Source organism: Bradyrhizobium sp. BR14999 (assembly GCF_056106085.1).
In genome coordinates, this window is sequence record NZ_CM148536.1 from 6,640,021 (window position 1) to 6,660,205 (window position 20,185).

At 64.2% G+C, this 20,185-nt stretch carries 15 protein-coding genes; 4 read left to right on the forward strand and 11 right to left on the reverse strand.

Going from position 1 to position 20,185, the window contains the following annotated elements; translation table 11 throughout:
- Positions 1 to 193 precede the first annotated feature (193 nt).
- Positions 194 to 1,330, forward strand: coding sequence for a GNAT family N-acetyltransferase (locus ACR9YP_RS31145; RefSeq protein WP_438109563.1), 1,137 nt, complete (start codon positions 194 to 196; stop codon positions 1,328 to 1,330).
- A 29-nt stretch (positions 1,331 to 1,359) separates the two neighbouring features.
- Here ACR9YP_RS31145 and ACR9YP_RS31150 read toward each other — a convergent pair whose 3' ends face one another.
- On the reverse strand, positions 1,360 to 2,583 hold the full coding sequence (locus tag ACR9YP_RS31150) for an FAD-dependent oxidoreductase (RefSeq protein WP_438109564.1): 1,224 nt from the start codon (positions 2,581 to 2,583) through the stop codon (positions 1,360 to 1,362).
- Positions 2,584 to 2,703: 120 nt separating this feature from the next.
- Positions 2,704 to 2,964, reverse strand: a complete 261-nt coding sequence (locus ACR9YP_RS31155) for a hypothetical protein (protein WP_438109565.1) — start codon at positions 2,962 to 2,964, stop codon at positions 2,704 to 2,706.
- 83 nt (positions 2,965 to 3,047) lie between these two features.
- Here ACR9YP_RS31155 and ACR9YP_RS31160 point away from each other — a divergent pair, with 83 nt between their 5' ends.
- Positions 3,048 to 4,394 (forward strand): lipopolysaccharide biosynthesis protein, encoded by a 1,347-nt coding sequence (locus ACR9YP_RS31160; protein ID WP_438109566.1) that lies wholly within the window; start codon positions 3,048 to 3,050, stop codon positions 4,392 to 4,394.
- 20 nt (positions 4,395 to 4,414) lie between these two features.
- Here the strand turns inward: ACR9YP_RS31160 and ACR9YP_RS31165 are convergent, their stop codons facing one another.
- Positions 4,415 to 6,508 carry a GumC family protein gene (locus tag ACR9YP_RS31165; RefSeq protein ID WP_474217807.1) on the reverse strand — a complete coding sequence of 698 codons (2,094 nt, stop codon included), beginning with the start codon at positions 6,506 to 6,508 and terminating at the stop codon, positions 4,415 to 4,417.
- A gap of 285 nt (positions 6,509 to 6,793) precedes the next feature.
- Here ACR9YP_RS31165 and ACR9YP_RS31170 point away from each other — a divergent pair, with 285 nt between their 5' ends.
- Together ACR9YP_RS31170 and ACR9YP_RS31175 are read left to right on the forward strand one after the other, a co-directional pair.
- A complete protein-coding gene (locus ACR9YP_RS31170) occupies positions 6,794 to 7,969 on the forward strand; it encodes a glycosyltransferase family 4 protein (RefSeq protein ID WP_438109569.1) in 1,176 nt (391 codons plus the stop codon).
- Between the two features lie 29 nt (positions 7,970 to 7,998).
- Positions 7,999 to 9,534 carry a glucosamine inositolphosphorylceramide transferase family protein gene (locus tag ACR9YP_RS31175; RefSeq protein WP_438109570.1) on the forward strand — a complete coding sequence of 512 codons (1,536 nt, stop codon included), beginning with the start codon at positions 7,999 to 8,001 and terminating at the stop codon, positions 9,532 to 9,534.
- Here ACR9YP_RS31175 and mdlC read toward each other — a convergent pair.
- The 8 genes from mdlC to ACR9YP_RS31215 form a co-directional block, all read right to left on the reverse strand.
- Complete coding sequence (gene mdlC / locus ACR9YP_RS31180; protein WP_438109571.1) at positions 9,531 to 11,138, reverse strand: benzoylformate decarboxylase; 1,608 nt, start codon at positions 11,136 to 11,138, stop codon at positions 9,531 to 9,533. The two genes, ACR9YP_RS31175 and mdlC, sit on opposite strands and share 4 nt — an antisense overlap.
- A gap of 37 nt (positions 11,139 to 11,175) precedes the next feature.
- Positions 11,176 to 12,624 carry an aldehyde dehydrogenase gene (locus ACR9YP_RS31185; protein ID WP_438109572.1) on the reverse strand — a complete coding sequence of 483 codons (1,449 nt, stop codon included), beginning with the start codon at positions 12,622 to 12,624 and terminating at the stop codon, positions 11,176 to 11,178.
- Between the two features lie 50 nt (positions 12,625 to 12,674).
- Positions 12,675 to 14,000 (reverse strand): MFS transporter, encoded by a 1,326-nt coding sequence (locus tag ACR9YP_RS31190; protein ID WP_474217808.1) that lies wholly within the window; start codon positions 13,998 to 14,000, stop codon positions 12,675 to 12,677.
- A gap of 80 nt (positions 14,001 to 14,080) precedes the next feature.
- On the reverse strand, positions 14,081 to 15,769 hold the full coding sequence (locus ACR9YP_RS31195; RefSeq protein WP_474217809.1) for an FAD-dependent oxidoreductase: 1,689 nt from the start codon (positions 15,767 to 15,769) through the stop codon (positions 14,081 to 14,083).
- Positions 15,770 to 15,836: 67 nt separating this feature from the next.
- Positions 15,837 to 16,301, reverse strand: a complete 465-nt coding sequence (locus ACR9YP_RS31200) for a MarR family winged helix-turn-helix transcriptional regulator (RefSeq protein WP_438109575.1) — start codon at positions 16,299 to 16,301, stop codon at positions 15,837 to 15,839.
- Between the two features lie 178 nt (positions 16,302 to 16,479).
- A complete protein-coding gene (locus ACR9YP_RS31205) occupies positions 16,480 to 17,427 on the reverse strand; it encodes an ABC transporter substrate-binding protein (protein ID WP_474217810.1) in 948 nt (315 codons plus the stop codon).
- Between the two features lie 101 nt (positions 17,428 to 17,528).
- Positions 17,529 to 18,566 carry an ABC transporter permease subunit gene (locus tag ACR9YP_RS31210; protein ID WP_438109577.1) on the reverse strand — a complete coding sequence of 346 codons (1,038 nt, stop codon included), beginning with the start codon at positions 18,564 to 18,566 and terminating at the stop codon, positions 17,529 to 17,531.
- Positions 18,559 to 20,082 carry a sugar ABC transporter ATP-binding protein gene (locus tag ACR9YP_RS31215; protein WP_438109578.1) on the reverse strand — a complete coding sequence of 508 codons (1,524 nt, stop codon included), beginning with the start codon at positions 20,080 to 20,082 and terminating at the stop codon, positions 18,559 to 18,561. Before ACR9YP_RS31215 ends, ACR9YP_RS31210 begins: the two co-directional genes overlap by 8 nt.
- Positions 20,083 to 20,185 lie beyond the last annotated feature (103 nt).

The following is a 20,185-nucleotide window of genomic DNA, read 5'->3' on the forward strand; positions in this document are numbered from 1 at the left end:
TAGCGCGGGTCGGCCTCCGGCGCTCCCAGCCCACACGATTCCGGCGTTTAATAGTTTGGTAACGATAAGAGACCCGGCACGGCACATTAATGCAAATCTCACCCCGCCGGTGTCTCGCCCGTAACGACCCTGCTATAAAGCGCGGATCGAGCTCGATCGAATTTCACGAATTATCTGGTTTCCTTGGTTGCGCATGAACAGATCCAGCAGCACGTTCGATATCGCCATCGAGCAGGCGTTCGACTTTCTCTCTCCGGAATACGCAGAACTGTTCGATAATTCCGCCGCCACCGCGTTCCAGCACCCACTCTGGCTGCACAGCCTCTACACCAGGCTGGCGTCACATGCGGGGGCAACCCCTCTGATTGTCGTGGTCCGTCACCGCACGACGCGTGCCCTTGCGATGGTGCTGCCCCTGCTGCGGATCCGGCGTGGTCCGATACGGACAGTGGAATTCGCCGACCTCCGCGTCTCCGACTATTTGGCGCCGGTTTGCAGCCCGACAATATTCTCCCAACTGCTCGCGGACGAGAGCGCATGCGCGGAGCTTCCAGGTCTCCTCCACCCGTTCGACCTGCTCCGCATGACCAAGCTTCCCGACGGACGGCTTCCGATCGAGAACCTGCTGGCTGCACCCCGCCGCGTCTCGATGGACACCAATGCCTACGCGACCGTCCTCATCGCGCCGTTCGAGCAGTGGCGGGCCAGTGCGATGGATCGCTCTTATCAGAAGGAGCTCGCGAAGAAATATCGTCAGCTGCAGAAGAAGGGCGTATTGAGCTTCTCGTGCTGCAACGACACCGCCTCCACCATCAACGCGCTGGAGGTGATGCGGAAATTTCGCGGCCCGCGGTTTCAGTCACAAGGCGACGGCGACCTGCTCCAGCGCCCCGAATATTTCGGCTTCTATTCCGAGGTAGCGCTCCGCGGGCTCGGCTCCTTTGTGCGGCTTTATGCCATGAAGATGGACGGCGACGTGATCGCCGCCGTGCTCGGGTTGTGCCACCGCGACACCTTCCACGTCATCATGAGCGCGTTCGACATTGCCGGATACAAGAGCCAATCCCTGGGGGCGCTGATGTTCGAGCAAGTGGCGAGAGATTGCATCGAGCGCGGGGACCAGATGCTCGACTTCACCATAGGTGACGAGCCGTACAAGAAACTGTTCGGCGGGCAGCCATCGCCGATGTGGGCGGTCACGCAGGCCGGCAGCACCGCAGGCGCCGTCGCGTTGTTCGCGCTGAAGCAGGCTCCCTGGCTCAAACTGGCCGCCAAGCGTATGTCGGAGTTCAGGCTCCTGCCGACCCGCACCTCAACGCCAACACGCTGACGAGCGCGAGGCGCCGACGGCCGCAGCACTCACGCACGAAGTGCGCTGCGGACATGCGCGAGCCAGCCTGGCCGCATTTGATCGACCCGATGGGTGATACTGCGCCGCAGGAAGTGCAGCCGCCGCCGCAGATCCCAGCCGATATCGTCACGCGAAGTCAGGGCCTGGCGGAATCGCGCCATCTTCAGTGACTGCTGGTCTGCCGCGATCTTGTCGCGATCGGCGTAGAATTCGGAGATCTTCTCCCAGTCCATGCCGGGAGTCATGAGCCACCGCGGCGCATATTCGGTGCAAAGACGCTCAACGTCCATCAGCAGGCGCGCGACGCCGGTTCCGGCGGCAGGACAGTTGGTCTGGAACGCATCACCGATGAGCACGACACCGGGCTGAAGGTGCCCCTCGACAACGGAGAGGTCCATCACCCAGTTCCGTATCCGGTCGACCACGCGAAAATCGCCGAGATAGGTCTGCAATCCCGGCAGCAGGCGCAGAACCGTCGCTTCCGTCTCGCGACGCAGATCGCGCATGATCGGATCGGCCGGGTCGCGGAACATGAAGAGATTCGCTCTCATACCCGCACGCACCGGAAACAGGCTGAGGTAGTCGACGCCGTCCGCTGTGCGTTCGCCGTAACAGGTCAGCGCCTTGAAATCGAACGGCGCGCCATCACGGCGGGCGATCGTGAAGCCGAACGAGACCGAGTGACCCGCGGCCAGCACGCGCCGCCTGATACCGAGTTTGTAGCCGAGAACTCCTGCCATGCCCGTGGCCAGAACGACGAGGCGCGCAGTGACGCGCCGTCCGGAGGCAAGCTCGAGATGCTGGACGTCGTCGCTACAGCTGATCGCAGTGACCTCGTCGACGATCAGACTGGATGGATCAGGTAGCTGGCCGCGCGCCATGGCGACGAGATCGGCGTAGGGAAGCCCATAAGCCTGACCTACGCTGACATCGACCACCTTGCCTTCCCTGATGTTGAGCACGCGATCGTATGGACAGGCGGCGCTCTCGAGACCACGGATGAAGCCCAGTCTGCGGAACGCCTCCAGCTGGTGGCCTCCGATTTTTTCGACCCGGAATTCGTCCGGATAGACCGCGCGCTTATCCACCAGAACAACGCGATGCCCTGTCCGCGCAAGAACGGCTGCCGCCAGCGATCCAGCAAGGCCGCCGCCGACGATCGCAATGTCCGTCGCGATCGTCACGCCCCCGGCAGCGGCGATCGGCTCGCTCACGGTTCTGTCCGTCGTCATATCCAGGCTCCCACGGTTAACGTGGCTCCATCTGCAATTTTCTCGCCTGATGTCGCATCGCAGGGCCAAACGCGATCATTTCCGCAGATCGAGGTTAATGAAGGGAGGACCGATCTGGAGCTACGATGTCCCGGCACGAGCTTTGCTCAGGAGACTCTGCAAAGTCCGCGTTTTGGGCAGATCGGCGGCCATTCCGGCGAGCCATTCCGCATTCAAACGGCTGATCGTGCTGTCTTCGGCCGTCGATGCGGCCCTATGCCGCCATTCGGCCGAGCCGGGCTTTGCTCTATGTGGGACAATGGAGACGGCGATGTACCACCGTGAAGCAACTGACCTGGCCGCGACGTCGTCGTGGCCGGCAAGATCCTCGAAGCCGCTCATTAACACTCGCGGTTTTTCGGCATGCTAGGCTGGCGCCGGTATCGGCACGTAGCTCTTCCGGGGAGAGTTGCTCCTTAACGTTCATGATCGAATCCATCATCCAGTTCATGCGGCGCGACGTCACGCGCGGTGTCGTCGGAACCATCCTTCTCAAGGTTGGTAGCGGCGCACTTGCGTTTGCATTGTTCTCGCTTGCGGCACGAACGATGTCGCCCGATGGCTTCGGCATCTTTGCGACCTGGCTTTCAGTCGCCCAGATCGCATCGGTCGTGGGCCTGGTCGGCCAGGAATCGCTCCTCGTACGCTTCCTGAACGAGTATCAGGTGGGAAATCGGCCCGACCTCACCAAGGGCGTGCTGCTGTCGAGCCTGAAGCTTTCCTCCGTCGCGATGCTTGTTGTGATCGGTGCAATCGCGATCGCGGCGAACGTGAAGGGCGACTGGTGGCTGCTGATCCTCGCCGTGTCCGCCTACACCGCCGTGAATGCAGGTGTGATGCTCGGCAGCCAGGTTGCGCGCTCGCTGGTCAGCATCCTCATGGGGGAGGGAAACAGAGAGTTCTTCTGGCGGGTCGGCGTCGTCCTGTTTCTGCTCGCAATCATGTTCGGCCATCGCCAGCTCGACCCCGCCGAATTGTTCGCCGTAATGACGATCGCCATGTCGGTTGGCCTGACCGCGCAGGTCGTTTCGATCGCGCGAGCTCTGCCGGATCTCCGCAGCACGGCCGCACGGTCCGAAACGGGCCGCTGGAGATCGAGCGCGCTTCATTTCTGGATCGCGTCCGTCCTCGAAGCCGCAAACCAGTATTTCGACGTCATTCTGGTTTACTGGATGCTGGATCCCGCGACCGCCGGCATCTACTTCGCCGCCTCGCGCCTTGCCAACATCTTCGCCATGCTGTCGGCCGCGCTGTACAGTTTCGGTGCGCGCCGGCTTCCTTCGCTGCACTTCAGCAAGAACCTACAGGAATTCGAGCGGACGTTGCAGCTGATGGCGGAAGTGACCGCGCTTTGCGTGGTCAGCGGGCTCTTCCTGATCTGGATTGGCGGCCCCCATCTTCTCAACCTATTCGGACCCCACTTCGCCGCGCAACACTCGGTCCTGATCGTGCTCGCGATCGGAACGGCGTTTCAGGCAGCGGGCGGTCCCTCTGCGGCGATATTGCAGCTCACCGGTCATGAGCGCATCTATGTCCCCGTCGTCGCGGCGAACGTGGCGTTGCGGCTGGTCGGATTTCTCGTGCTGATTCCCTGGCTCGGCGTGCTTGGCGCAGCGATCTCGGCCACCGTGTCGCTGGCGCTTGCGACCATCGCGCTCAACGTTCTCTGTCGCAGGCGAACCGGGGTTGATCCTTCAATTCTCGTGCTCTTGCGCTTCGGTGGATCGAAACGCGGCACCTATGCAGTCCGCGGCGCCGACGCGGGCGACTAGGCTCCGTTGCGGAACGACCGTCAACCAGCCAGGCCGAGCGCTTCACCCCGACGTTGAGCCGACGACGGGTCTGCCGGCACACGATTGACGACGATCCCAGTCGGCACGCCGCCAAAGCGAGAGAGCGCGGCCGTCACCCTGCGCATTGCTGCTGAATCGATTGCTTCTTCGCGGGCAACCAGGATGACGAGATCAGCATGGGCGGCCAGCGCCGCCGCCTCCGGCTGCAAGGCCAGAGAGGTGGCATGGACGACGATCAGATCGAACTCTGAACGAATATCGTCTACAGGCGACGACTGAGGCCCCTTGCTGACGTTCAGAAGCTCGTCGATGCTGCGAAAATCCGCCGTGGTCGCGCCATCCGCCGGCACCTTGGCGAGGCTGGCCCCGGCACCACCGAGATCCGGCTCGACCCGGATCAGGACGCTCAGCTTTCCACTCTTCAGCGCCCACCGATTCAGCGACCGTGCGACGGTGTTGCCGCCGGCCCGTTTCCCCACCGACATCACGAGCGCGACCTTGCCCCGGCCTCCCGGCAATTTCTCCAGCATGTCGAGCAGCGGACGCAGATGCGGACCGAGATCGATCTCGCTCGTTGCAGACACCGGGCCTTGCCAGATGTTTCTCGGGACCTCGCCAGGGGTCAGGTCGGGAACGCGGACCCACACGGGCGGACGTGACCACGCCCCGGGCTGGCGCGGAGCCGGATCGGCGGCGCGAACGTCCGGAACGGATTTGTCCGATCTGCGTCCCGTTGCGGCAACGACCGCCGTCGATGTCAGCAGCGAACCGATCGCGAGCGCAGCGAGCAGCAAAGACAGCGGCGGAAGGGTCGAGCGAAGCGGCGGAATGGCGGGCGAGGCGACCTTGGTCTGAGAACTCTGCAACAGGCGCTGTTCATTCGTCGTCTTGGACCGCGAAAGGAACTGCTCGTAGATGTTTCTGTTGGCCTCAGCGTCGCGCTGCAACTCCTGGAGCCGGACCAGGGCCTGCCCGTCGACCAGAAGCTGCGATTCAGCCGCCTTCATCTGGCCTTCCAGAGCCTTCTGCTGATCGCGCTGGGCCTCATATTCCGACTTCGCGGTGTCAATGCCCTTGGTCCGCTCAATCTCGATCTGCCTGTTCAGATCGTTCAGCTGGCCGTACGACATCACGAGGTCGGGATGGCGATCGCCGAGCACCGTCCGCTTCTGCGCGATTTGATCATTGAGGGCCGACCGCTGGGCTCGCAACGCGCTTAGGAGATCCTGCTTTACGGGGCCCTCGATCTTCGCCTTCACGTCGCGCTGCGCCTGCTCGTAACGGGCTTTGGCCTCCTCGGTCCGCGCGCGCGCAGCAGCCACCTGCTGCGACAGCTCGGTCACCCGCAATTGCTGGGTCGTGGCATCCTTGCCGGCGTTGACGATCCTGTGCTCGAGCTTGAATGTGGCAACGGCGTCCTCCGACGCCTTCAACCGGTCGCTCAATGTCTTGAGCCGGCTGCCGAGCCAGTCGGCAGCCTCGTCGGTCGCCTCGGTGCGGATGCGGCTCTGTCTGGCGACGAACGCCTCGGCGATGGCATTGGCATAATAGGCGGCCCGCTCCGGCCGGTTCGAGGTGAAGCGGATGGCGATGACATAGGTCAGCCCGCGACGGGAAATGTCGAGACGGTTGCGGAAGCGCTCGAGCAGGCGCGCGGGGGCGGTGTAGCCGCCGGAAATGTCTTCGTCATCGCGGACCTTGAGCTGCTCGATCAGCGGCTCGAGAAAGCCGTCGGACTTCGCCACTTCGACCAGGCTTTGCAGCGCGGCGCTATCCTGCCCTATGCCCGGCAGAACGTCCTGCTCCGTGGTGACGCGCTGCTCGCGGGGATCGACGACGACCAATGCGGTCGCTGCGAACCGGACCGGAAGCACCAGGAGAACGACGGCGCCAAGCGCGAAGATCGCGAGCGCGAGCGTCAAGATCCGCCGAGCGTTTTCGCGAAGGAAGGAGAGCGCACCGGCGGCAGTGAACACACCGCCAAAGCGTGCAGCGGCACCGGCAGCCTCAGCGCTCGACGAATTCCGGCTCCAAGACGCGGCAATGCCGGTCGATCCGGAACTTGTCGGGTCTGCGCGGCGACCGAACGTCATGGACTCTACTCGGATTCAACTGGCGAACACTGTTCAGTGGCCCGCTCCACCGTAAATATCTATGGTTAATCCGCGGTTACCCGACTCTCGCGCGACCATGACCAATTGGTTAACGCGGTCGCTTCACTTCCTTTGGAAACTGCCAGAATTCTCTCGCGAAGGATGCCCGTTCCGGCAGGCTGCGCATTAACTCCGTTTATTGCTAGTCGGTGTCCGCGCGATGCTCGCATGGTAGGTACGGGGTCAAGAAGGTGAAAACTTCGTTTCTTCAGTGGGTCGGGATCCGTGCTCCATTACCAGCCAAACAAGGAGTTGGGCGAGACGACTGCGACAGCACTCACGCCGTCCAACGGCAACGGACGGAAGCTGCACGTCCTTCTCGTCCAGACCCAGGCCGAAAACGCCGGCGCGCAGGAGATCTCCAGACTGCTCGGTGCCGGCCTTACCGCGCGCGGCTATCGCGTCACCAATCTGTTCTTCTTCCGCAAGTCGGATTCGTTCGACGAGCCGCCCGATACGTTCTACTGCGCCTCGAGCCGGCCGAGCAATCCGCTGGCACTGCTGCGAATGCTGCGGACGCTCGGCCGCCATATCAAGACCAGCAAGCCCGACGCCGTTCTGACCTTTCAGCATTTTGGCAACGTGATCGGCGCCGGCGTGTCGCGCCTCGTCTGCCGCGCGCCTGTCATCGCCAACCAGGTTTCGTCAGCGCTGTCGATGGGCTGGCCCGTTCGCACGGCCGACATCGTCATGGGCAGCCTCGGCTTCTTCGACCGCATCACGCTCAATTCGAAGGACATGCAGCGCGAATATTCGCGCTACCCCGCGGCGTATCGGTCACGCATGGTGCATGTCCCACACGGCTTCGACGACAAGGCCCTCACCTTGTCGAAGGACGCGGCGCGAGCGACATTCAACCTGCCGCCGGATCGCATCCTGCTCGGCTGCGCGGCGAGGCTGCACCCGCACAAGCGGCTTGATGCGGCGATACGCTTGTTGCCGGATCAACCATCCTGGCACCTTGCACTGGCTGGACAGGGAGCTGATGAGGCCCGGCTGAGGCAGCTGGCCGACGAATTGAAGGTATCGGACAGGCTGTATCTGCTCGGCGAAATCCCCCCGCGCCGGATGGCGGACTTCCTCGCCTGTCTGGACGTGTTCGTATTCCCGACACAGGCCGAAACCTTCGGTCTGGCTGCGGTCGAGGCCGCCAACGCCGGTGTTCCCTCCGTCGTCACCGATCTTCCCGTGTTGCGCGAGGTGTTGTCCTTCGAGGGAAAACCGACCGCACTCTTCGTCGACGCCTCCGATCATGCGAAGCTGTCGGCGGCCGTTTCGACAATGCTGACGAATCAAACCCTGAGCGACGAACTGCGACAAAACGCCAAAGGTCTGCGGCTGCGTTATTCGGTAGATGCCATGGTGGAGGAATACGTTCGGCTTCTCAGCCAAGTCATTTGACGGGGCACGCTGGAATAGATGGGCTCGACATGATCATCGAGTTTCGCTGTGAACGTGAGCATGCGCGGCGGTGGATGGACCGCGAGACGCTGTCGATCGACGGCCGGGACGTGCCGCTTCAAATCGCCTGGACGGCAACGACGGAGTCGCGCCCCACGGGCCTCGACGCGCTATTCGAACTCGAACGCATGGTGTTGCACAGGGGCCAACACAGCGGCGCCGGCAAGCTGAAGATCATCCCGGAACGGACGCAGGCTCGCGCCGGCACGGCCGACGTGATCGTCGATTTTACGGTCGCTGCGCGCGACCCCAACTGCGCTGCCCGGCTGTATCTGCGCCCTCTCTTCAATGGCGCCGCAGGCGAAAATGCGGCGCTCGCCGCCATTCTCGCCGGCGACCTGCCGGTGATCGAGATCGTCAACGAGGTCGACAATACAGTGCTCGATCGCGGCCACCCCTCCGGAGAGATCGCCGCCGGCCTGAGTGGCGCGCTCGAAACGGTGATGGCGCGAACCCTGACCATGGTGGCGGCAATCCTGTCGGAACGCCCGCGCATCGTGCCGCAGCTGGCACGCCCCGCCGGAGACCGCATCGGCCGGCAGCCGGCGGCGTACGTTGTGCGCGGCCTCGCCGTATCGATCGCCAAGGAGATCTATCGGCTCTGCTGCTATGCCCCGCATTGGCATATCGGATGGCGCTTCAATGACGGTGCAGGCGTCTGGCAGACCGGAAATCTATCCGGACCAGGCTGGAATGTCCTCGACGATCCGGGCCATCGCTTCTACGCCGATCCGTTTCCCATCACGTGGCAGGGACGGACATTCGTCTTCTTCGAAGATCTCGATCACCGGATTGGAAAGGGGATCATTTCCGCGATCGAGTTCAACGATGCGGGCCCGGTGGGAGACGTCGTGCCGGTGCTAGAGGAGCCCTGGCACCTCTCCTACCCGTTTCTGATCGAGAACGACGGCGCGTTGTGGATGATCCCGGAGAGCTCGGTCCACGGCGACGTTGCGCTCTACAAATGCGTTCGTTTTCCGGACAAATGGGAGCGGCACGCGACGCTGCTTTCCGGCCTCGAACTCGCCGATGTCACGATCACGCAGCACAACGGCTTGCACTATCTGTTTGGGGCCTGGCGCGACGGAACGGGCGGCTATTCGGATTCGCTGGCCATCTATTACGCCGAGCGGCTCTTGGGCCCGTGGTTGCCCCATGCCAGCAATCCGGTCCTGATCGATCGTGCGAGCACGCGACCGGCGGGGAATTTCGTCACCATCGATGACAAATTGTGGCGCCCGATCCAGGATTGTGCCGACGGTTACGGCGCAGCGCTCGCGCTAGCGGAAGTCGTCGAACTGTCGCCGACGACATTCAAGCAGATCGTCCGCCATTCGCTCAAGCCCGGGCCGGCATGGCCCGGCCGGAAGTTGCACACGCTGAACCGCTGCGGCCGGCTCGAGGTAATCGACGGATCGCGCGTTCAACCCAAGACACGTGCCTTCGCAAGCAAATTTCCATCGACCGCTTTGGCTCCGCGAACCAATCCCTCCGCCGCCTGCTAGCGCGGATGATTGAACAGGTCCGTCGTGGCGTCGTCGACTGCGATCTCGACCAGCGCGGGTCCGCTCGACGCCAACGCTTCCGCCAAGATGCGGTCGACATCGCCGGCATCTGTCACGCGCCACCCCACGCAACCCATTCCCTTGGCGAGCGCGACGAAGTCGAGCCCGGGCAAGTCGATTCCGGGAGGGCGATGCGCCTGCATGAGCCGGCTGAAGGCGCGCATCGCGCCATAGCCTGAATTGTTCATGATCACGAAGGCGATCGGCAGTCCGCGCTGGGCAGCAGTCCAGATCGCCTGGACGCAGTACATCGCCGATCCGTCACCGATCAGCGCGACGATGCGGCGGCCGGGCCGCGCCAGTGCCACGCCGATGGAGGCGGGCAGGCTGTAACCGAGTCCACCGCTCGCCATCGTGTAGAAACTGTCCGCGCCGTGCATGGGCAGGAATTGCTGGATCGCGGGACGATGCGACGGCGCCTCCTCCACCACGATCGCATCGCGCGGCATCAGCGCCGACAACCGGCTCAGCGCATAGGCCGGAGGAATTGGATTCTGCGCTGCAGGCGCGGCGGGCCGCGGCCGCGCCGCCGGCAATTCGCGCTCCGCGATGTCGGGCAGCGCCGCCCGAAGCGCAGCGAGCGCCTTGGGGAGCGTGCTGATGATGGTGTCGCCGACGGCCGCCGACGCCGCTTCGGTCGGATCGTCGGTGATCTGCCAGACCGGCGTTCCATCATCGAGCAAATCGCATTGTCCCTCGACATGGAAGGTGAACACGGGCGCACCGACCACGACGATCAGATCGGCGCCGCGCAAAGCGCGGGCGAGCCCTCCCGGCGCGGCCGGAAGAAAGCCTGCGAATTGCGGATGCAATTCCGGAAAGCTCGAACGGCTGGACATCGGGCTCGCCCAAACGGCCGCCCTTGCCTGCTCGGCCACCGCGACCATCGCTTCGACACAGCCGCTGCGATCGATGTCGGGGCCGACAACGAAGGCAGGCCTTTTCGCGGCTCCAATAGCGGCGCCGAGCCGGACGATCGCCGCTGGGTCGGGCGCAAATTCTGTGGCGATGTGGCGGACCGGCGGAGCGACTGCGGGCCGGGCCCAATCATCCGACGGCACGGACACGAAGGTCGGGCCGCGCGGATGCTGCATGGCCGTGAGAAAGGCCTGCGCAATCGCCGCGGGAACATCCTCAGGCCGCGCGGGCTCCGCGCTCCATTTCACGTAAGGCTTTGGAAACTGCTCGGCATCCTCGGCGAACAGATAGGGTCGCATCCTGAGCAGGCTGCGCGCCTGCTGCCCCGATGTCACGACCATCGGCGTCTTGTTGCGAAACGCCGTGAAGAGATTGCCGAGCGCGTGACCGAGGCCGGCCGCCGAATGCAGATTGACGAAGGCCGGCCGTCCCGTGGCCTGCGCATAGCCATCAGCCATGCCGACCACGCAGCCTTCCTGCAAGCCCAGCACGTAGTCGATGTCGTCGGGCCAGTCGCCCAGGAAAGCAAGCTCGGTCGAGCCGGGATTGCCGAAGACGCGATCGACGCCAAAGGAGCGAAGCACACCAAGGGTCGCTTCCCGAACCGTCAGGACTTTTGAGTTCATAGGCAGATTTCCTTGGGGTGCTTCGCTTCTCGAGCCATCAGAACGGATAATGCTGCGGCTGCGTCTCGATGGTGATCCAGCGCAGGTCGGTGAACTCGGCGATGCCGGCCTGGCCGCCGAAGCGGCCGTAGCCCGATCCCTTCACCCCGCCGAACGGCATCTGCGCCTCGTCATGCACGGTCGGGCCGTTGACATGGCAGATGCCGCTTTCGATGCGCTGCGCCACGGTCAGCGCACGTGCGACGTCGCGGCCGAACACCGCGGCCGAGAGGCCGTACTCGGTGTCGTTGGCAAGCCGGACGGCGTCATCCACGCCGCGCGCGCGGATCACCGAGACGACGGGGCCAAAGCTCTCTTCGGTGTAGATGCGCATGCCGGGCACGACACGGTCGAGCACCGTCGCCGGAACGACCGTGCCGGCGCGCTCGCTGCCCGCGAGCTTGACGGCGCCCTTGCCGATGGCGTCGTCGATCAGCGCCATGACGTGCTTGGCCGGCGCTTCGTCGATCATCGAGCCGACGACAACCAGGCCGAAGCGCGGATCGCCGGCCGGAAGCGAACTCGCCTTCTTTGCGAGCTTCTCGACAAAGGACGCGGCCACCGCCTCATCGACGATCACGCGCTCGGTCGACATGCAGACCTGGCCCTGGTTGATGAAGGCACCGAACGCCACGGCGGCGACGGCGGCATCGAGATCGGCATCGTCCAGCACGACCAAAGGCGCCTTGCCGCCAAGCTCGAGCAGCACCGGCTTGAGATGCCTGCCGGCGAGTTCGGCGATGACGCGGCCGACGCGGGTCGAGCCGGTGAAGTTGATCCGCCGCACGGCAGGATTGGCGATGAGACGTTCGACCACGGCTGGCGCATCGGCCGGAGCATTGGTCACGACGTTCACGACACCGGGCGGGAAGCCTGCGTCCCTGAACACCTCGCCCACCAGCCGGTGCGTTCCCGGGCAGATCTCGGACGCCTTGAGGACGACCGTGTTGCCGCACGCCAGCGGCGTCGCCACGGCTCGGACGCCGAGAATGATCGGCGCATTCCACGGCGCGATGCCGAGGCACACGCCGGCCGGCTGGCGAACCGACATGGCGATGCATCCCGGCTTGTCGGACGGAATCACCTCGCCCGCGATCTGCGTGGTCAGCGATGCCGCTTCACGCAGCATGCCGCTCGCGAGCTTGACGTTGAAGGCCGACCAGACCTCCGTCGTGCCGATCTCGGCCATCATGATCTTGATGAAGGCGTCGCGCTTGGCATCGAGCGCATCGGCGGCCTTCAGCAGCAGAGCCCGCCTCGCGTTGGGGCCGAGCGCCGACCATGCGGCCAGTGCGGCGGAGGCCGACGCCACCGCGGCATCGGCGTCAGATACCGTCGCGGCGGCGGCGCGGCTTGCGACCTCCTGCGACAGCGGATCGCGCCGCTCGAACACCTTGCCGTTCGAAGCGGCATGATCCTGCCCATTGATGAGAAGACTGACGTCCATGAGAACCTCCCTGATGTCTTGCTGATGTCGTGCTGATGTCTTGGCCAAGCTCAGCCGAGCAGCCGCGATTTGCTGGTTTCGTGCGCGAAGCCGAGCGCGATCATCGCCGCGAGCGCAAGCGCGACGTAATAGCCGGTGATGGCGTAGATGGAGCCCGTCTGCGCAAACAGGCTGGTGGCAACGAGCGGTGCGATGCCGCCGCCGAGCACCGTGCCGAGCTGTTTGCCGATCGAAACGCCAGTGAAGCGGATGCCGGTCGGAAACAGCTCCGGGAAATAGCTCCCTTCGGTGCTGAACATCAGCGGATGGATCACGCCCGCCGCAAGGATCACCGCACCCGTCACGAGCAGCGTGTCACGGCTCGCGACCACACTGTAGAACGCGAACATCGAGGCAGCCGCGAGCACAACGCCCGCCAGGAATAGACGCTTGCGTCCGATCCGGTCGGACCAGGCGCCGATCAGCGGCATGGCAACGAGCCCGACGAGATTGGCGAGCAGCACGGCCTGCGTGATCACGTCTTTCTGGACGCCGAGCTGGCGCGTCGCGAACGAGATGGTGAAGATGGCCGTCAGGTAGAAATAGGACGTCTGCGCCATCTCGGCGAAGAACACGATGAGGATCGGCCGCCAGTGCTCCCTCACCGCCTCGACCGCCGGCACGGCGTCCCTTTCCCCGGCCTCGCGGAACGTCGCGCTCTCCTCGATGCGCCAGCGCATGTAGACGCCGAGCGCGACCAGCACCGCGCTGATCAGGAACGGAACGCGCCAGCCCCATGACAGCAGGTCCGCTTCCGCTAGCCGCGAGATCGCGAGCGCCGCAAACGAGGCGAGCACGACGCCGACGGGGCCTGCGGCCTGGATCACCGCGGCCGAGAAGCCGCGTCGGTGACCGGGTGCCGTCTCGATTGCCATGAGGATGGCCGCGGTGGACTCGCCGCCGAGCGCAAAGCCCTGGAGGAAGCGCAGCACGACGAGCGCGATGGTCGCGACCACGCCGGCATTGGCGTAAGTCGGCAACAGCCCGATCGACATGGTTGCAAGCCCCATTAGGAGCAGCGTGCATAAGAGGACTGATTTGCGCCCCAAGCGATCACCGAAATGGCCGAACACGATCCCGCCGAGCGGACGCGCGAGAAATCCGACGGCAAACGTCGCGAACACCGCAATGCTCGCCGTGAGCTGGTCGAACTTCGGAAAGAACAGCTGGTCGAACACGAGCGGTGCGATCAGGCCGTAGATGAAGAAGTCGTACCATTCGATCGCGGTGCCGATGGTGCCGGCGATCAGGATGCGCCGGCGGCTGCTTGCGGTCTGGTCGGCGCCGACCGCGTTGGTGGCGTGATCGTCGAAGTCCTCGAGTGCTCGTGTTGTCACGGGTTTCCTCCTCCGGTGTTGTCGTCGTCTTGTTGTTATTGGCCGTACTGGCGCAGATTGAATGCAGCGGCAGGAATTACTCAGCTTGCCAACCGCGCGCCGTCGCTTGCGCCACGCCCGAGTGCGCGGACAAGGACGCGTCCGATCGTCCCAGCCTGCGATGCGGCACCGCGCCAGGCCACGATCTGATCGGGACGTATCAGGGCAAGGTCCGCCTCGTAGAGATCGCGCAAGGATTTTGGCAGCGTGACGAGCTTCACATCGGCCCCGATCGCGCGGATGGCATCAGTGAATGACGCATGAGAGGACATGACCTCGCCGAACTGAAGCAGCGTCCATTCGAATCCGAACAGATCGTACAAGGACACCCCGTCTTCCAGCCACGCATGCGGCGCGCGGCCGCCGGGACAGGCGCTCGGAACGTAGACGTTCGCAGCGTCGGGGGGCGGCTCGCTGCCATCGGAAATGATAATCGGCGAGCCATCGTAACGTCCTCCGAACGTCACGCCGGGAATGTTGAATTCGGCACGGGCGTGCTGTTCGAGATAGATGCCCGCAATCCGTCGCACCTCGCGACCTTCATCCGTGGCGTCCTCGATCTCCGGTGCGGGCGCGAACAGGCCTAGGGAGTCGGCGAAGCGCCGCGCATAATCGGTGTTGCGAAGCGCGACCGGACGCCGCTCGATCTCATAACTATCAAGCAGCGTCATCGGGCTCACGCCCTTGACGACGCTCGCGAGCTTCCAGCCGAGATTGACCGCATCCTCGATCGCGGTGTTGTAGCCGAGCCCGCCGGTCGGCGTGAACAGGTGCGCTGCATCGCCGCCGAGAAAGACCCTGCCCCGCTGCATTCCATCGGCGACCAGCGCGTGACCCGCGGTCCAGGTCAGGAACGACAACACCTCGCAATCGATCGGTGCGCCACAGGCGCGCTGGAACGCGGCCTTGGCCTCGTTGATCGTGATCGCACTTTCGTCTTCGCCCGGCCGGAGCTGTGTGTGAAACGCAAATTCGTCGCGTCCGTTCACGGAGGCCATGAAGGCGCGGCGGTCGCCGTTGAAGCAATTGTACATCCACGCCTTGGCATGCGGGATGTTCGCGTAGAAATCGGGCGCGCGGAGATAGACCGCCAGCATCCGCCCGCCCATGAAATCGCGCTGCGTCCCGGTCTCGCCGCCATAGACGATCCCGAGCGATTGCCGGACCATTGAGCGCGGCCCGTCGGCGCCGACGAGGAAGTCGGCCCGAACCTGAAAGCGGCTGCCATCATCGAGACATTCTATGTCGCCAACGATGCCGCTATCGCCTTCGACGTAGCCGATGAGCCTGTGGCCATAGTTCAGCTTTATGCCGGCAAGCCGTTCGGCATGGCGGCGCAGCACCGCCTCGACATATTTCTGCGAGACCCGATGCGGCAGCTCCGCGGCGCTCCAGGAGCCCGACATGCCCTTGATAAGCTCACCTGCCCGCGACGATGACGGCAACGCGAACCGCGCCAGCTCGTAACCGGTATAGCGCGTGAAATACGCAACGTCGGTCGGGTAGTCCGCAGGCAGTCCTTCGTGCCTGATCTCGTCGGCGAAACCCAGCCGCCGATAATGCTCCATTGAGCGCGCCTGCGTCGCATTGGCCTGCGGATTGAATGCCGTGCCCGGCTTCTCATCGACCAGGATTGCGGACACGCCGCGCCGGCCGAGCTCGTTGGCCAGCATCAGCCCGCAGGGCCCCCCGCCCACGATGAGCACCTCGGCCGTCAGACGTGTTTCCAAGACGCTTCTCCCTACCAGCAATATCTTGCATGGTAAGGTTGCCTGACGATATCGTCAAGTAGCCTGACTAATCGGCGTCGAGCGTGTCGAACTCCGTGCCGTAGACCGCGAGCCCCTTCCGGATCGCGTCCATCGTGGCCTTGCCCAGCTCGGCGCGCATCTCCTGCTCAGCGATGTCGACGGCATCGCGGAATGCATCCAGCCATTTGCGCCCGGCCGGGGTGAACATGACGATGCGCGCACGCCGGTCGGTCGGATCGGCAACGCGGTCGACGAGGCCGAGCTCGGCGCATTGATCGACCAGCTCGCCCATCGCCTGCTTGCTCATGGATGCGCGGCGGGCGAGCTCGGTGAGCCTCGTCCCCTCGACGTCGAGATTGCGCGTGAGGCCGACATGCGCAATGCGTGTCTCGTTGTGCCCCCACTCGCTCATCAGTTCGAGCACGCGGCCCTCGAAACGCCGCACCGCGTTGTTGAGCAAGCGACCTATGTTGGCATGCCGCCACGCGGTGCCGGATGTCCTGGCTTTCACGAGTTCTGCTTCCGAATCGAGCGATCGAGATTGGGCGAAGCTAACACAAGAGGCAGCCCGCGCGCTCGTACAGCAGATCAACACGTGTATTGGCGACTATGGCGCTACGGGCGGCGTGGTTTCAAAACGCCACCCGTCATTTTCGGTTTATAGAGCGCACCCGGGCAGGGACGGCGTTCTACTGAGAACGATCCGAGGTCCAGCCCTTGTACTCGGCGACATTGTCTCTGGTCACGAGCTTCGAAGGCAACAGCTCGACGGTCGAGGCCGGCTTCTGGCCCTTGAGAATGCCGACACCGACCTGCACGGCCCGCCGCGCCATGAAGAACGGGTCCTGCGAAGCCGACGCCTGGACCTGCGGCGACTGCGGATCCTTCAGCGCGGCCTCGATATCGGGTGCGCCGTCGACCGCCGTGATGACAATGCCGCTGCGGTTCTGCTGGCGCGCGGCCAGATCAGTGCCGATCGCCTGCGGATCGTTGATGGCGAAGATGGCGTCGATCTTGGGGAAACGGGTCAGATAGCCCTGCGCGACGGTGAGCCCACCCTCGCGCGAGCCCTTGCCGTCCTGGTCGCTGGATAACACCTTGATGCCGGCATTCTTTGAGAGGACGTTCTTGCAGCCGACGACACGGTCGATCACGGCGGAGACCTGCGGCCCGTTCTCGATGATGACGTCGCCCTTGCCGCCCAATTTGTCGACGATGTACTGGCAGGAGATCTCGCCGGCCTGCACGTTGTTCGTGGTCACGGTGGCGTCGGCGCCCTCCGCCGCGGTGTCGACCGCAACGACGACGATGCCGGCCGCCTGCGCCTTCTTGATCGCCGGCCCAATCGCCTTGGGATCGCCGGGGTTCAACAGAATCAGGTCGACGCCGGCGGCAATGAAATTGTCGATCTGCGTGACCTGCTTGCCGAGGTCGTATTCGAAGCCGACCGTCGTGATCTTCACATTGGGATTGGTCTTCTTCGCCTCGAACTCGGCGCCCTTCGACAGCGCGACGAAGAACGGGTTACCCATCGATCCCAGCGAGACGCCGATCGACTTGAGCTCCTTGGCAAAGGATGGCGCGGTGCTTAAGGCAAGCGCCATCGCGGCGCCGGCGAGCATGATCGTCTTCAACATGGCTTCCTCCCTGGTCTGTCTTCGTCCCCGGCACGGCAGACCAGTTGCCGCAACGGAACCTCTCATCAAGCCATGCGCACTCCAGGTGCGCGCCGAGCCCTTCAAGTTCTGGCAGAACCCTGCAGCCGGTAACGATCCAGCGCCACGGCGCCGATGATCACCAGGCCCTTGATCACATATTGCCAGATGTCGGAGACACCGATGAGGATGAGGCCATTCGACAAGACGGCGATGATCAGCGCGCCAACCAGCGTGCCCCAGATCGAGCCGATGCCGCCGACGAACGAGGTGCCGCCGAGGATCACGGCGGTGATCGCATCGAGTTCATAGGACTGCCCGAGCTGCAGGCCATTGGCGGCGTAGAGCCGCGCCGCTTGCATGGCGCCGCCGAGCCCGGCGAAAAGTCCGGAGACACCGTAGACGAAGATCAGCACGGCCCAGACCTTGATGCCGGCAAGCCGCGCCGCGCTTTCATTGCCACCCACCGCATAGATGTGCACGCCGAGCACGGTCCGGCGCAGCACCAGCCAGGAGACGAGGATGACGAGCAAGGCGATCACCGAGAGCCACGGGATCGAGGCGACGCCGGGAACGAGCGTCAGCGAGCCATTGCCGATGAAGGCATAGGGAATGGAAGGATTGAAGACGGTGGTATCGGCCCCGAGCAGTCGCGCCAGGCCGCGTACGGCAGTGAGAGAACCGAGCGTGACGATGAAGGGCGGCAGGCGCAGGAGCGCAATCAGCGCGCCATTGATGACGCCGAAGCCAAGACCGGTGAGCAGCGCGGCCGGCAGCCACAGCATCCCGAGCTCCGGCAGCTTGGAGAGCGTCAACCCGGCCATCGCGGAGGCCGCCAAAATCGAGCCGACCGAGAGGTCGATGCCGCCGGTGAGGATGACGAAGGTCATGCCCGCGGCGAGCACGGTATTCACTGCGGCCTGCTGCAACACGATGCCGAGATTTTGTCCGGTGAAGAAGCGCCCCTCGGACAGAAAATGGAAACCGACGCACAGGATCAACAGCACTGGCAGCATGCCGAGCGCGCTGATCAGCACCCTTATGCGTTGACGCTTCGTCTCTTGCGCAGCCGCAAGGACGGCAGCTGTGGCAGTGTCCGCCTTCGGAGAGCCGTCATGCATCGAGTTGCTCCATCCCGGTGGCGAGTGTCATGATGTCTTCCTGGTTCAGGGGAGCCGCAGCTTCGCGCCTGATCTCACCGGCGATGTGTCCGGCGCGCATCACGATGACGCGGTCACAGATGCCGATGATCTCGGGCAGATCGGACGAGATGACGAGGATCGCGGTGCCGGCCTTGGCCAGATTGTCGATGATCGAATAGATCTCGGACTTGGCGCCGACGTCGACGCCACGCGTCGGCTCGTCGAGGATCAGGACCTTCGGCGCAATGGCGAGAAGCCGTGACAGCAGCACCTTCTGCTGGTTGCCGCCGGACAGGCCGCCGGCGGGGACGGCGACATCGGCGGCGCGGATGCTGAGCCCCGCGAAGGCCCGGTCGGCGCGCTCGCGCGCCTTGTCGCGATCCAGAAACCAGCCGAGCTTGGCATCCCGCGCGAGCACCGCGAGATTGATGTTGTCCAGACATGACATGTCGAGAAACAGGCCGAGCGCCTTCCTGTCCTCGGTCAGATAGGCGATGCCGGCCTCGAGTGCCGCGCCGGGGCTACGGATGTCGATCGGACGTCCCTCGAGTTCGAGACGGCCCGATGTTCTCGGTATGGCGCCGATGATGAGATGCGCAAGCTCGGTGCGACCGGCACCGATCAGGCCGGCAAGCCCCACGACCTCACCTGCATGCACAGTCAGTGAGCAACCCTTGACGCGCTGGCCATCGGCCATGTCGATCGCTGCAAGCACGGGATGCCCCCGCCCCGCCTCCGGATCGTGATCCTTCTTGTAAAACGAGGAGACGTCACGCCCGACCATCAGCCGGACGATGGTGTCGGCGCGGATCTCAGGCTTGTCGAGCGACCCGACCAGCCTGCCGTCGCGGAGCACGGTGACGCGGTCGCCGAGGGCGTAGACCTCGTCCATGCGATGCGAGATGTAGATGATGGCAAGCCCCTCGGAGCGAAGCTGGCGGATCAGCGCGAACAGCCGCTCGCTCTCGGCGGCCGACAACGAGGTGGTCGGCTCATCCATGATCAGGATCTTTGATCTGGCGTGCAGCGCACGCGCGATCTCGACCAGTTGCCGCTGGCCCATCGAGAGATGCGCCACCAGCGTCGACGGCAGGAAGTCAGCGCCCAGTCGTTTCAGGATCGGGCCGACACCCTCGCGCATGGCGCCGCGCGCCAGCAAACCTGATCGCGATATCTCCCGCCCCAAATAGATATTCTCGGCAACACTGAGATTGGGAGCGAGCGACAGTTCCTGATAGATGATGGAGATGCCCGCCGTGCGGCCGCCCAGCGGGCCTTCGATCCGCACTGACCGGCCCTCAATGCGGATCTCGCCGCCCGGATCCGGCCGGTAGGCGCCGGACAGGATCTTCATCAGCGTCGACTTGCCGGCGCCGTTCTCGCCCATCAGGGCATGAATTTCGCCGGCATAGACGGTGAGATCGACGGCCCGCAGCGCCTTGATGCCAAAGAAGGATTTTGAGACCCCGCGCATCTCGAGGATCGGATCGTTCATCGTGCCTCCCGCGCACAATGCGTTTCCCACCCGCGTCTCGTTTCTTGCCCAGCGCGGTTTGGTCATTAAACAAAAGCGGGTGACGCAGGGCAATACCGAAGGC